Source organism: Alkaliphilus hydrothermalis, assembly GCF_016908555.1.
Lineage (GTDB): Bacteria > Bacillota > Clostridia > Peptostreptococcales > Natronincolaceae > Alkaliphilus > Alkaliphilus hydrothermalis.
The window spans coordinates 1-13,746 of the sequence record NZ_JAFBEE010000003.1 but is presented as its reverse complement, the minus strand read 5'-3'; the positions used below and the strand labels follow the sequence as shown (position 1 = coordinate 13,746).

Here is a 13,746-nt window from a genome sequence, read left to right as displayed (position 1 = left end):
TATTTATGGTGAATCCGTTTAAAGTAGAAATTTTTGGGAGGAGTAGTTTTTATGTTAGAGGTGAATAATCTTGTAAAAAACTATGGAAAAAAGGAAGCGGTTAAGAATATTAGTTTTAAAATAAAACCAGGAGAGATATATGGTTTTTTAGGGCACAATGGAGCAGGTAAGACGACAACAATAAAAGCATGTACTGGACTTCTAAAGCCCACTTCAGGGGTTATTAAAATATGTGGTTATGATATTGTGAGTCAGCCACTAGAAGCCAAGAAAAATTTTGGCTATGTCCCTGATAATCCATATTTATATGATAAGCTCACGGGTAGAGAATTTCTAAATGTGGTTTCAGATGTTTATATGAAAAGAAAAAGTAATGATACAGTAAGAAAGATTAACTCTTTACTAGAAGAACTTCAGATGACGAATGATGCCGATAAGCTCATCGGAACATATTCACATGGTATGAGAAGGAAAATTACTCTCTGTGCTGCGCTTCTGCACAATCCTTCAGTTATCTTTCTTGATGAACCTACAAATGGTCTAGATGCTTCCAGCGCAAGAGCTGCCAAAGATTTGATTAGAAAGTATGCTGATGAAGGTTCGGCAGTTTTATTCACAACTCATGTGCTAGAAATCGCTGAAAAACTATGTGACAGAATTGGTATAGTAAATCAGGGTGAATTGATAGCAGAAGGTTCATTTGAGGAGCTGAAAGAAAAATACAAAGTCTTTGGATCAACACTTGAGGATATTTTCTTGAATATAACTGAAGGCAGGAAGGAGGGATAAAGTAACATGAATTATATTAAGTGGTTTATAAAATTGCGATTTTTAGTCTTAAAAAATAGTTTGTTCAAAGACACAAAAGTATTTGTGAGGACGCTATCAATTGCAATAGCAATAATAACTGGTCAGATAGTATTTATTAACATACTTTATAAAAATATTTTTAGTAATATTGCCATTTCGGATGAGGTGGTTAATGGTATACTAATTGTATTCTTTTTTGTGGCTGTTATCTGGATATATCTTACATCATTTGTACAGAGTATCAGCACCTTTATTCGAAATTTTTATAAATCGCCTGATATGAATTATTTAATCACAATCCCCGTTCCATTAAATTATGTTTTTTTATTTAAGTTTTTTGAACATATAATTAGCAGTATTAAATCTATGCTGTTTTTGTTTTTCCCTTTTCTTGTAGCATTAGGTATGTGGGTAAATGCCCCATTTGCTTATTACATTTCAATATTACCTTTATATATTATGATCTCGATAATACCTTGTGCAATTGGTGTTATGGTTGCGATGGTAGGGTCAAGAATAGTATCAGTAAAAGTATTCAACATTGCAACATCAATTATTACTTTTGCAATAAATATATCTTTTGCAGTACTTTTTGCTAGAACTCAGGATGTATCCACTACTTATATAATTAAGGTTGTTGAATTATTAGAAAAACCATGGGTGTCTGATATAGTTCCTATAACAGCGAGTATAAGACTTGTTTATTCTATGGTTATTGGTGAGTGGCCTGCATATCCTGCGCTGTTTTTATTGATGGTATCCATACTGTTTATAACAATTGCATTTATGATCTCAAAAAGAATGTTTTTTGAAGGATGGGCAAAAAATCAACTTGTTGAAAACCAAGATAATAAGAAAAAATCAATTGAATCTGATGAATGCAAAGAAGGCAAAAGGAATGAGATAATTGAGTGGATAAAAACTGAATGGAAGATGGCGATTAGAAATAATGAAATGATTATGGGTTCAGCCTTATTGTTTTTTTTCTATTTGTTCGCGATATTTACTTTTTTATATGGTGGTCTATTCTCCAACAATCCATTGTTAGGTGTTTCTTTGTTAATAACTATCGCGTCAATATTCAATATTATTGCTGTCTCAATTCTATTTATACCCGCTGACATAACGAAGGATAAAAGTCTTTGGAAGAAACGTTACTGGCTTCTCAAGGTTATGCCATTAGAAGGGGGAAAGGTATTTAATATGCAGTGTAATATGTTTTTTATTCCCGCTTATGTCATAAGTATTGTGGGTATTATTGCATATTCAGTAGTAAATGGCTTAAGCATACAATTGATATCACTATCGATCTTGAGCATGTTTTTTATACTATATGGAAGTTCAGCTATATATATAACAGGTGAACTATTATCATTAACTGATTTTTTTGAGAATAATGCTTTTTTAGGGAATCTTATCACTTTAGTACTTCCTTTACTTTATGGCATTTTATCTGCTGGAAGTATAGCTTTGTTTCTGGCTAAAGATATTGTATCAGAGATTATCATTCTATCTGATATAAGTGTTATCATCAACCTTCCTATAGTGATTATACTTTCAGTTACAACAGTGGTCGCAGCATATTTGTTATCAAAAACAGTCTTTATAAGGGTGTGGAAACGGTTAGAGATATAAAAAGGTCCTCTCAGTAGTGAAACCTGTCAGGGAGTGGTTAAACGAAACATCTATCTATTGATAGGTGTTTTTTGATTTGTATTGACATAAAAACAGATTTAGATTAAAATGTAGTTAGACAGACTAACTATATGGAGGTGTAGAATGGATAATGATATTATGATCGGCGCAGATACAGTAACATTGTTTAACCGTCTTCAAATGAATGCAAAGAGGGATATACCCATCAGGCCTAGTGAAATGGGAGTGCTAATATTCACACAAAAACAAAGTGAACCAGTTACACCCTTGATGATAAGTAATTTTTTTAGGATTTCTAAGCCTTCAGTAACATCTATGATTAATTCCTTAATTAAGAAGGAGTATTTGATTAAAACACCATCACCAACAGATGGTAGAAGTTATACTGTCTCAACTTCCGATAAGGGAAAAGAGCTTGTTGAATCTACGTATAATGAGTATTTTAGGACAATCGAGTTACTTAAAAACAAGATGGGGGATAAAGAATTCAATTCATTTATTCAATTGATGCAAAAAGCAAATAGCGTATTAAGTGAGGAAATATAACGATGAAAATGCCAGTACAAACATTAAGGAGGTTAAGCGTTGAATATATTAGCACAACCACTAGGTTTACTACTAAGATTAATTCATGGGATAACAGGAAATTATGGTTTGTCCATTATTACCTTTACTGTATTAGTAAAGCTTTCTATGCTACCACTAACTCTAAAACAAACCAAGTCAATGAATGATCTACAGGCTATGCAGCCAAAGCTCAAGGATATACAGGAGAAGTATAAAAATGATCAGGAAAAGTTGAATGCAAAAACCATGGAACTGTATAAAGAACGGAACGTAAGCCCATTTGGAGGATGTTTACCACTATTAATTCAATTTCCAATCATTATCGGTTTGTTTACAGTATTGAGAAGCCCTGAAGTATATGTTTTTGCATCTGAAGAAATTTATCATAGCATAAGCACAAATTTTTTATGGCTTAAAAATTTAGTGGATCCGGATCCTGTGGTATTACCACTGCTGGCCGGACTTACAACTTATTTAACAAGTATTACAACATCCAGTAATAGCAATGGACAAAGCCAAAAGATTTTAAATTACGTAATGCCTATTATGATCTTCTGGTGGGGGCGAAGTTTCTCTGCAGGATTAACATTATACTGGGTGGCAAGCAATAGTTTTCAAGTTGTACAGCAGCTAATATTGTCTAGAACTAATTTGAAGATTCAAACAGAGATAAATTGATTGAATAGTATAAAAGGAGTACAATAAATGAAAAATGGTGGGGACTGGGAGGGATTATATGTTAACACAAAGTGAAAAGCTTGGAACAGAAAAAGTAGGTAAACTACTATATCAAATGTCATTACCTGCTGCCATTGCAATGATGGTAAATGGTCTTTACAATGTTGTTGATACTATTTTTATAGGTCAAGGTGTAGGACCATTAGCAATAGGCGGATTGGCTATAGCATTCCCTATTCAGATGCTAATAATGGGATTTGCACAAATGGTAGGAATAGGTGCTGCGTCTGCTGTTTCTAGAAATTTAGGAGCTGATGAAATTGAGAAGGCAGATCAGGTTGCTGGTAATGCTTTTACTTCCATATTTGTTTTAAGTCTATTATTTTCATTAGTTGGTTTGGTTTTTGCGGATCAATTATTATACATTTTTGGTGCCACTGAAACCTTGTTACCCTATGCCAAGGAATATATTACAGTAATTCTTTTTGGTAGTGTGTTCTTTTCATTTGCTATGATGTCTAATAGCTTAATAAGGGCAGAAGGAAATGCAAAGGTTGCAATGATAACAATGCTATTAGGGGCAGGGCTAAACATTATACTAGACCCAATATTTATTTTTGTGTTTGATCTAGGTATCAGAGGAGCTGCTTTAGCAACAATTATTTCACAATTTATTTCATTCCTCTATGTCATGAACTACATGTATAGTGGCAAGAGCTCATTGAAGGTAAAATTACATCATCTAAAGCCCGATTGGAAGATAATTAAAGAAATATTTACAGTAGGGTTCTCTGCATTTACGAGGTCATCAACTAATAGTATCTTTTCAATTGTTGTGAATAATTCATTGCGGATATTTGGTGGAGATATAGCTATTACTATATTTGGTATTGTTAATAGGGTAATAGCTTTCTTGTTTATGCCTATTTTAGGGGTAGTACAGGGTATGCAGCCAATAGCAGGGTTTAATTATGGAGCTAAGAAGATAGAAAGAGTAAAACATGTTCTGAAATTATCCATAATTGCCTCTACCGTTATAGCCATTTTAGGATGGATTATTGGAGAAACAATTCCTCATATTATTATAAGGGCATTTACTGATGATGTGAACATTATTAAGGATGGCTCCTATGTATTCAGGATAGTAATAGCCATGGTTCCCTTGTTAGGGATACAGTTTGTTGGGGCTACACTATTTCAATCCTTAGGTAAAGCAATGCCTGCAATCGTTCTATCTTTATTAAGACAGTTTATATTGTTAATTCCATTAATTTTAATATTACCTAGAATATTTAATCTACAGTTGTTTGGGGTATGGTTAGCTTTCCCTATTGCAGATATATTGGCAGCTATAATCACTGCCTATGTTTTAAAGAAAGAGATGTATAAAATTAGCTTAGAAGCAAACGAAGTATAGTATTAATGGAGTGAAGAATGCAGAACACCACATAAATCTAAGAAATAGCAAAAGCCCTGTTTACGAGAATTATCTCATAGACAGGACTTTCTTCATATGTGGGATGTATTTAACGGATAGCCTATATTTACGTCCATCAGCATCATCTTACTGCCAAAACACACACCCGATCCACAGGAAAAATAGCGATTGTTGGAGAATAAAGGGAGTGAAGGTTAATTAATTTAAAAGTTTATTTATTAATTAAGTGGGCATAGATTATACTGAAAAAGAAAATTACTGAAAAATTAACATGCTTGGTGAGTCTATTGATAGTGAAATTGATGAATGCCAAGGCTACAATATAAACAGGGGAGGGGGTTCAATTGTTTATTGCAAGACAGCCCATATTCAGTAAATCACTTAAGGTATATGGGTACGAATTATTATTTAGGGAGGATATAGAATCGAAAAGCTTTGGACAGGCTACAGCAACTAAAGCCACTGCAACTGTTCTAGGGGGCTTGTTTGAGATTGGCATAGATAGAATTGCAGATGGAAAACCAGCATTTGTAAATTTTGGTTATGACCTTTTACTATCAGATACTTTAGAGTTATTAAATCCGAAAAGCCTTGTCATTGAAGTTTTAGAAGATATTACCGTTGATGATGAAGTTTTGAATAGATTGATTTTCTTAAAAAGTAAGGGTTATCAAATAGCTTTAGACGATTTTATAGAGGATTATGACCTATACCCCATAGTCCCATTAGCAGACATTATAAAATATGATCTTATTGCTACACCTCTAGATACAATACAAATGGAAGTTAAGCGAGCCCTACAACAAAATAAAATCCTACTTGCAGAAAAAATAGAAACTGAAGAGCAATTTCTAATGGCTAAAGATATGGGGTTTACCCTGTTTCAGGGTTATTTTTTTAGCAAGCCTAATATTATTGGAAAAACTAATGACAATAAGTCTAATAAGGTTCAATATGCTAGAATTATTAATGAATTAAAGAAAGATGAACCCTCCTATAAGACATTGGCAAAAGTGTTTGAAACAGATGTTAATCTATCTTATCGATTGTTAAAGGTGATTAGTAATCGTTCAGATAAGGATTTAATATATTCCATTAAGAAAGCATTAATATATATGGGTTTTAAAGAAATAGAGAGATGGATTAATATTTTGATGCTTCAAGATCTCTCGACCAATAAACCCGAAGAATTAGTTAAATTATCCCTTGTCCGTGCCAAGTTAGGAGAGTTGATTGCAGATAATAGTAGCTTCAAAAAACGCAAACAAGAGATCTCCATGATGTGCTTATTTAGTAATATTGATGCAATATTAGATGAGACCATGGATGAAGCCCTATTAGAAATATCAGTTACAGATGATATTAAAGAATCCCTTATATGCAAAAGAGGCATCTTAAGGCCTATATGTGAATTGATTTATTCTTATGAAAAGGGTAACTGGGATGAGGTTAAGGTGATTGCTGAGGAAATAGGGATAGATAAGAAAAAGTTAGTGCAATTGTATTTGAGCTCATTAAAATGGGCTGATGAAGTATTATCAACGGTGTAGTACCAAATGCAATTAAGTTCACAAACTTGCTTTACTTGAAAATCAACGATTTGAACTAATATTTATGGGCAGCTTATGCCCGTTATGGATGGATAGCAGTTTTTTATTTTAACATTTCATACTTTAGTCTATTGAAAACTGGTACAATTATGATAAAATCAATTTATAAATAATAATTTGCAGATAGGTATTGCGGGGGGATATTATGATCAAAAACAATAAAAATGGCTTTACGTTGATCGAATTGACAATAGTCATTGCATTATTAGGAATATTTACTGGTATTGCTATTCCTAGATTTATAGGATTCTCTGATAAGTCTAAAGACGCCTCAGATTATGCCAATGCAGCGATATATGAAAGAATTTTAAAATTAGAAAATGCCATAAATCAGTCCAAGCCTACTACTGCAGCTGCTGCAAGGTCACTTATTAAATCAAAAAGCAATATAGATGATGATACTCCAGATAGCTTTTTACCACTAAACGAGAATAATAGATTTTGGTACAATTATGAAAGTTTGCAGGTTGTGGCTGCAGAATCTTCTCCTGAACCGGTGATGCAAGCCTCTTGGATTGATCTAGCTTCCAATGCAACAGTTTCTATTAAGCTATCCAATTCTAGTCACAATGGAGAAGGTTATGTAATAGCTGAAAATCTTCCAGAAGGAGGATCTATTAAAATCACCAGTGGACATATTAATGGTAGGCTAAAGAATGGTGATGAAGTTAAATATGACATTTTAGATCAAGACGGAAATAAAACTGGATCGGATACTTACGTAGTTTCGGGTATTTCTAATAATACGGGAACAGCATCTACTGTAGTACCTGTTCCTGAGGAATTACAAGAAAACATTGTTAAGTCTGTCCGTTTTCGGGTATATGAGCCCAATGCAGTAAGGGCAGAAGTTTATGCATACGGTGCAAATCCACCCTTTAGTGTAACCTATGAACATTTTGATGTGAATGAAACGATCTGGGTAGACTTACCTAAAGGAGGTAATCGTAATATTTCTACTCAACTGATATTGAGGCTATATGATAGTAATGGAAATTTACTTAAGAAAATGCAAAAATAAAACCAATACGGATATAAAAAACCCCTGATTGTAGATATAACACAATTAGGGGTTTATTTCTGAAATACTATTGATATGTAAAAGCCATTTCAACAAAAGCTAAGATAGAAAATATTTTCATAGCTTACGATTTGTCTTTATTCTTCTTCAACAATGATGTGCTAGGATTCACAAGTTGGATTAATTTTCTATTTAGAGTGATAGTTCTTCTTGACTAGAATAAGTAAGAATGTTATATTATAAACTGTGATAATGATTATCAAATGACACTTTAATAGGCCTATCAACACACAAAAACGTAAGGAACAGCTAAATTTAACCATCATCATCCAGGGTGGAAACTCATCCTTGCAAAAACATACGGAATGGGGGATCCACAAATGAAATTTTATAAAGGTTTGATTATAATACTTTTTTTATTTTTATTTACCTCTTTGGGTAGTTATTTCAACTCTGCAAAACTTGATTCAGATTCCCAGTACCCCTCTAATCATATATTGGATACGATGTTTTCAGGAATAAGATCTGATTTGGCTAATAATGTATATCATACGAATAACATTAATGCTTTGCATATAACAGTTCATGAAGATCATTTTCCATATTATTTTTTGAACAGCGTGGGCGTATACGACGGTGCGTACATCAGGGTGTTAGAAAGAATTGGACAGATGAATGACTTGAAAGTATATTATGAAGATAATATTGTTGATTTAGGAAACCAACAACTTATTGAGATTGCAATAGGTAAAGAGGGGGGACTAATCGCCGGAAGGCCACCGATGGAAATAAAGGAAGACCAAATAAATAAAAGCCTGCTGACAGATATTTTAGATACTTTAGCAAATTCAAAGGAAATGGAGGAACTTGCTTCTGCAATCTATATGGAATATGACATTGATTATCTTCCTCCTCAAGGACATAACAATAAAAGAAAGTTAATTGAAAGTTTCTTAATTTTGATGCCTCTTAGTTGGTTGATTATCTACAAATTGTCAAAAAGAAGAAGTGAGCACATAGCGTCTTTAGATTTTCTCACTAAATTGCCGAATAGAAGAGCTTTTGACAAAAGAAAGAATAATTATGACATAGATACAACCACAGCTATATACATAGATTTAGACAATTTAAAGAAAGTAAATGATACAGTAAGTCATAAAGAGGGGGATAAGTTAATTGTGAACTTTACAGAAAAGCTCAAATCCATATGCCCCCCAAAACACATCTATCGAGTCGGTGGGGATGAATTTATCATATTATACAAGAGCAATATAGATGGACTTTTGGCTAAACTAAAAGAAACATTTTTTAGTGGGGAAGAAGGTGAAGAAGAAATAGCATTAAATAGTTTTTCGTTTTCTGCTGGCGTTGTAGAAATGAAACTCTTCGATCTGATCTGTGTGGAGGAGGCTGTTAATATAGCAGATTACACCATGTATGAGGCTAAGAAAAGTGGCAAGGGGCATGTTATCAAAGCCACTAAAAAACATGTGGATGATTACAGAATGACAAATTATATCAAGATGCATGTTGAAAGAACCTGTAGAACAAGAAGCTTTATTCCATTTTTTCAGCCATTAATTAACAGTGAGACAGGGCAGATAAAAGGTTTTGAAACCTTAGTTAGAATGAAGCTAAATAATGGTTATGCCCCTAATGATATTCTAATTAATCAGGCTAAGGAGTTGTCATTGTTAAGTATGATTGACCTTCAGATGTTTGAAGAAAGTATGAAGTTTGCCAGAGTATTATTAGATAAGGGGTTAGCGGATAAGGATTGGATTTTTAATTCTAACTTTTCAGCCCATACATTATCTCATATACAACTAAAACAGCTTATTTCAATTACTGATAAATATAATATCAATCCTGCCCAGGTTGTTATTGAAATTACAGAAGATGACCTGCTGGAAAAATCGATCCATGGGTTTTTAGCTAATTACAAAAAATATGGTTTTAAAATCGCCATTGATGATTTTGGTGCTGCTTATTCATCCTTTGTAAGACTCATGGAGATCAAGCCTGACATTATGAAAATTGATCGTTCGCTGCTGACCCATAACATCGAAAAAGATCAAGATGTTAGAAACATCTACAATAGTATTGTACAACTAGGCCGAGAACTCAAGTCAACGATTACAGCAGAAGGAGTTGAAAATATAGAACAGATTTTTCTTTTAAAATCTTTAGGGGTAGAGACTTTGCAGGGTTTTCATTTTTCAAAGCCAGTGCCAATGGAGGAATTTATTGAATTCGTTGAAGAGCAACAATCAAAGACAATTAGGACAAAGATTACTTTTGAAGGATGAGATTTGAAAGGGAAAACAGATAAATTTAAGATTTAGATAAAAAAACCGGTTCGTATTGTTTTAGATACTGATCGGTTATTTTTATTGATAATCTTTCTTTTCCCCAACTATGGCTGCCTCCCTCTGAATAGTTGAATTGTAGTGTGAAATATTTCAATTAAAAAAACAATTGACAAAATGACACGTGTCATTGCATAATATAATTATCAATAATGACAGGTGACGCTTGGAGGGAAAGGTATGAAAAGTAAAGAAGAAACGAAATTTTTAGCAAGATTGAAGAATTTTGAGAAAGAAATATTTTGGGGGACAGAAAATGCAGTAATTGAAGGATTTGAGTATTTTGAGACCAATGAATATAAGCAAAAAACAGGTGCTGTTCAGAATAGGGCAAAAAGACTATTTACCAACAAAGGATTTAAGGGGTGTATTCGTCTGGCAACCCATATGGCAAAGAGAATGCCAAGTATGCAAAGAAATATTAAAAAAAATTATAGAGATATGGAGCAATATCTAGATGCCCTGGAGAAGGGCATAGACACACCCCGTACATGTGAAAATGTCGTTAAAGCCTTTCCTAATAAAAGCATTTGGAATGATTTACTTCAATATTCATGGAACAAGCATAAGGTAATTGTTGGTTTTACAAAAGTCCCAGTGGAATATATTTTTAAAGGGAAAGCAATCCCCTTTCAATATGCACTGGTGTTTGCCCAAGAGATGAAGAAGGAAGCCATAGAAAAAGCACCACAATTAGATGCTGGTATGGAGGTTGTGAATGTCTACAACTCCTTGGGGATTGCAACAAATGACATTGCAGAATGGTTGAAAACCAAGTATAAAATCATTGGAATGGCCAACCATCCATTAGGTGGGCTGGTTGATTTCGTACCCCTTGCTGAAAAATCAGGATTAGGACTAATAGGCCGTAATGGAATGTTAATAACTAAAAAGTTTGGACCCCGTTGCCGTATATCCCCTATTTTTATTGATGAAAAGCTATTTGAGTTTACAGATACGACTGAACACGAATGGATAAGAGACTTCTGCAATAGGTGTGGTAGCTGTGCTAGGTCATGTCCTGTGGAATGTATTTACAAGAAGCCAAAATTTGTGCAGGCCAGTTCTTCAGAAAACACAAAAGATAGATATGAAAGTTATGACCGAGAAAAGTGCTTTTTATCCTTCTCTGCAACGATGGGCTGTGCCATATGTATTAGCGTTTGTCCCTTCTCAAAAGATCCCAAAATTTATGATAAAATGAAGTCAAAATATTCTTTAATTGAAAGGTAGAGGTCAATGCCGACGAAAACGTATTTTAATCTAAAGGAAGATAAGCAAAAACTAGTCTATAGGGCGGTTTTTGATGAGTTTACACGTGTCCCCTTAGAAGAAGTATCAGTTAAAAATATTGTCACTTCGGCTGATATTCCAAGGGGTAGTTTTTATCAATATTTTAATGATAAGGAAGAAGCATTAGTTTATTTAATAACTGAGACGAAAAACCAAGGACATGAGGAGTTAGGACAGTCAAACAATGAGATGCAGCTAGATATCTTTGAGTTTATGGAAAGGGTGTTTGTTAGTGAAATCAATAAAATAAAGAATAAAGAGCTATCAGATAGATTACGGCTACTTAAGCAAATTGTAAAAAGCCCGAAGGCAACATCTGTTTTCTATAGTGTCATGTCAGGAAGTAGACTGGATCATCCAGTGCTGGAGAAATGTTGGAAAAATATGGGCATGAGTGATAAAGTAGATTTACAAGAAATAAAAACGAGCATCTTTGACCTTGTATTTGCCACCTTAAAGGATTGCTTGATTTTAGCAATTGATAGCGAGGAAGGGATTGATGCATCGATTAATCAATTTAAATTAAAGATGAACATAATCAAGTTGGGAGTAAATCAGTTGGGGAGATAGGGACTGACTTCAGATCGAAGTTTTAATGGTGTGAATAATGCTATGGATGGTGAATGCAGTGAAAATGATTGTCATTTAACACTAGCAAATCTAAAGAAAGCTGATTCGATAAACAATCAATTTTCACACAATTCAGAGGATAATGAATGTTGATTTACTGTCGAAAAATGTTGATTTAGGGCATAGGATTGTAGTATAATTCTTTTGGTGTGAGATAGCACGACTAATCTCTCGATTCAAAAACAAATATACTGAAAGAGAAGGTGTTATAGTGAGTCAGATAAACACAACAAAAGAATGGTCTAATCCTACTCCAGCGGGCCTAGTTGCTTTAGCTGTAGCCTGTTTCTGTTTCTTTGCCCTATTAAGCGGTAAAGTAACAGGTGAAGCAATACCCCTCCTTGGAGTTTGGCTTCTTGGTGGATTTGTAGTACAACTTATAGTTGCTATAGTAGATTTAAAGGGTGGGAACACTACAGGAGGAAACACATTTTTATTCTTTAGTGCATTCTTCATGTTAGTAGGTGGCATTGAGATGATCATGAAGTTTAATGCGACAAATAACGGTATTCTTTTGGATGCCCGTATCGATGGTTGGGCATGGTTAGTACTTACAATTGTACTTTACCTATGGACGCCAGCCTTCTTTAAGACACCATTAGTCCTAACATTAATCGTACTTTCATTAAATGTAGCGTTACCATTTATTACGCTAATGGATTTAGGGATATTATCCAAGAGTTATGCAGCAATACCTGCTTGGGCACTGTTGATTGCAGGTATTTTTGGAATCTATCTTTCAGCAGCAATTATTGTAAATACTGCCTTTGGTCGAGAAGTATATCCGATGCCAGGGCCGATTATTAAAAGCTAGCTAAACGAATTCTAGAATAATATAATCAGATAAAAAGGATAAACCTCCAAAGAAGGTTTATCCTTTTGTTTTTTTGGAACTTTTTCTCTGTAAAATTTACATCAGGATTATAAAAGACAATTACTAGGCCTGAAAATACAATTTGTAGAGTCAAAGCAGTATTATTGGGATAATAGTTAAATAATTTATTATGCAAGTGTTTTATCACCATGATATAATAATCTTAAAAGGAAAACATTGGGAGGGAATAAATACATGAAATTTTGTTGGAGCACATTATTTGTCAATAATATGGAGGAATCTTTAAAATTTTATCAAGAAATCATTGGACTAAAGGAAGATAGAAGATTTAAGGCTGGTCCAGAAATGGAAATTGCCTTTTTAGGAGATGGAGAAACTAAAGTTGAACTGATCTGGGATGCAAAAAATCAAGATGTAAATCTAGGTAAGGATATCTCTTTAGGATTCCAAGTAGACTCTTTAGATGACATGATGACATTTGTGAAGGAAAAAGGAATTGATATTCATAGTGGACCATTTCAACCAAATCCCCATGTTTGATTTTTATATGTATTAGATCCTAATGGCTTGAAAATTCAATTTGTAGAATCAAGATAACCTTAATACACAAGTAACATCTAGTAAACAAAGTATCTAGGTAAATAAAGATTTAAATGAACAATGACTAAGAGGAGTGACTGAAAAGGCACTCCTCTTTTCTAGGTGCGCCCAGCATGGGCGTGAACTTGCTGGTGAAAGTCCAGTACGGGGGCTGGTAGTGCCAACCGTTAGCCAAGAGCAAGGGTGTCCATCGCGAGGTGGAATCTGAAGGAAGCTGGAGGCAAAGCACCGAACCGAGG

The 13,746-nt window shown here is 33.9% G+C and carries 12 protein-coding genes; all 12 read left to right on the top strand.

Going from position 1 to position 13,746, the window contains the following annotated elements; translation table 11 throughout:
- Positions 1-51: 51 nt before the first annotated feature.
- The 12 genes from JOC73_RS03305 (at position 52) to JOC73_RS03250 (ending at position 13,447) form a co-directional block, all read left to right on the top strand.
- On the top strand, positions 52-789 hold the full coding sequence (locus tag JOC73_RS03305; protein WP_204400441.1) for an ABC transporter ATP-binding protein: 738 nt from the start codon (positions 52-54) through the stop codon (positions 787-789).
- 6 nt (positions 790-795) lie between these two features.
- Positions 796-2,445, top strand: a complete 1,650-nt coding sequence (locus JOC73_RS03300) for a putative ABC transporter permease subunit (protein ID WP_204400440.1) — start codon at positions 796-798, stop codon at positions 2,443-2,445.
- A gap of 144 nt (positions 2,446-2,589) precedes the next feature.
- Positions 2,590-3,012, top strand: coding sequence for a MarR family winged helix-turn-helix transcriptional regulator (locus JOC73_RS03295; RefSeq protein WP_204400439.1), 423 nt, complete (start codon positions 2,590-2,592; stop codon positions 3,010-3,012).
- Between the two features lie 39 nt (positions 3,013-3,051).
- A complete protein-coding gene (locus tag JOC73_RS03290; RefSeq protein WP_204400438.1) occupies positions 3,052-3,711 on the top strand; it encodes a YidC/Oxa1 family membrane protein insertase in 660 nt (219 codons plus the stop codon).
- 58 nt (positions 3,712-3,769) lie between these two features.
- Entirely contained in the window at positions 3,770-5,128 is a 1,359-nt protein-coding gene (locus JOC73_RS03285; protein WP_204400437.1) for an MATE family efflux transporter, read from the top strand.
- Positions 5,129-5,493: 365 nt separating this feature from the next.
- Positions 5,494-6,699 (top strand): EAL and HDOD domain-containing protein, encoded by a 1,206-nt coding sequence (locus JOC73_RS03280; RefSeq protein ID WP_204400436.1) that lies wholly within the window; start codon positions 5,494-5,496, stop codon positions 6,697-6,699.
- Positions 6,700-6,904: 205 nt separating this feature from the next.
- Positions 6,905-7,780 carry a type II secretion system protein gene (locus tag JOC73_RS03275; protein ID WP_204400435.1) on the top strand — a complete coding sequence of 292 codons (876 nt, stop codon included), beginning with the start codon at positions 6,905-6,907 and terminating at the stop codon, positions 7,778-7,780.
- A 380-nt stretch (positions 7,781-8,160) separates the two neighbouring features.
- The gene (locus JOC73_RS03270; protein ID WP_204400434.1) at positions 8,161-10,089 is read left to right on the top strand and encodes a bifunctional diguanylate cyclase/phosphodiesterase; all 1,929 of its coding nucleotides are present in this window, start codon (positions 8,161-8,163) and stop codon (positions 10,087-10,089) included.
- A gap of 240 nt (positions 10,090-10,329) precedes the next feature.
- Positions 10,330-11,382: a 4Fe-4S double cluster binding domain-containing protein gene (locus JOC73_RS03265; protein WP_204400433.1), complete on the top strand. Its 1,053-nt coding sequence runs from the start codon at positions 10,330-10,332 to the stop codon at positions 11,380-11,382.
- Between the two features lie 6 nt (positions 11,383-11,388).
- Positions 11,389-12,012, top strand: a complete 624-nt coding sequence (locus tag JOC73_RS03260; RefSeq protein ID WP_204400432.1) for a TetR/AcrR family transcriptional regulator — start codon at positions 11,389-11,391, stop codon at positions 12,010-12,012.
- Between the two features lie 271 nt (positions 12,013-12,283).
- Positions 12,284-12,886 carry an acetate uptake transporter family protein gene (locus JOC73_RS03255; RefSeq protein ID WP_204400431.1) on the top strand — a complete coding sequence of 201 codons (603 nt, stop codon included), beginning with the start codon at positions 12,284-12,286 and terminating at the stop codon, positions 12,884-12,886.
- A 255-nt stretch (positions 12,887-13,141) separates the two neighbouring features.
- On the top strand, positions 13,142-13,447 hold the full coding sequence (locus JOC73_RS03250; RefSeq protein WP_204400430.1) for a VOC family protein: 306 nt from the start codon (positions 13,142-13,144) through the stop codon (positions 13,445-13,447).
- Positions 13,448-13,746 lie beyond the last annotated feature (299 nt).

Excerpts from the sequence above, each read along its gene's own strand:
- JOC73_RS03305 (WP_204400441.1), top strand. The coding sequence starts at position 52 with ATGTTAGAGGTGAATAATCTTGTAAAAAACTATGGAAAAAAGGAAGCG.
- JOC73_RS03300 (WP_204400440.1), top strand. The coding sequence starts at position 796 with ATGAATTATATTAAGTGGTTTATAAAATTGCGATTTTTAGTCTTAAAA.
- JOC73_RS03295 (WP_204400439.1), top strand. The coding sequence starts at position 2,590 with ATGGATAATGATATTATGATCGGCGCAGATACAGTAACATTGTTTAAC.
- JOC73_RS03285 (WP_204400437.1), top strand. The coding sequence starts at position 3,770 with ATGTTAACACAAAGTGAAAAGCTTGGAACAGAAAAAGTAGGTAAACTA.
- JOC73_RS03275 (WP_204400435.1), top strand. The coding sequence starts at position 6,905 with ATGATCAAAAACAATAAAAATGGCTTTACGTTGATCGAATTGACAATA.
- JOC73_RS03270 (WP_204400434.1), top strand. The coding sequence starts at position 8,161 with ATGAAATTTTATAAAGGTTTGATTATAATACTTTTTTTATTTTTATTT.
- JOC73_RS03265 (WP_204400433.1), top strand. The coding sequence starts at position 10,330 with ATGAAAAGTAAAGAAGAAACGAAATTTTTAGCAAGATTGAAGAATTTT.
- JOC73_RS03260 (WP_204400432.1), top strand. The coding sequence starts at position 11,389 with ATGCCGACGAAAACGTATTTTAATCTAAAGGAAGATAAGCAAAAACTA.
- JOC73_RS03250 (WP_204400430.1), top strand. The coding sequence starts at position 13,142 with ATGAAATTTTGTTGGAGCACATTATTTGTCAATAATATGGAGGAATCT.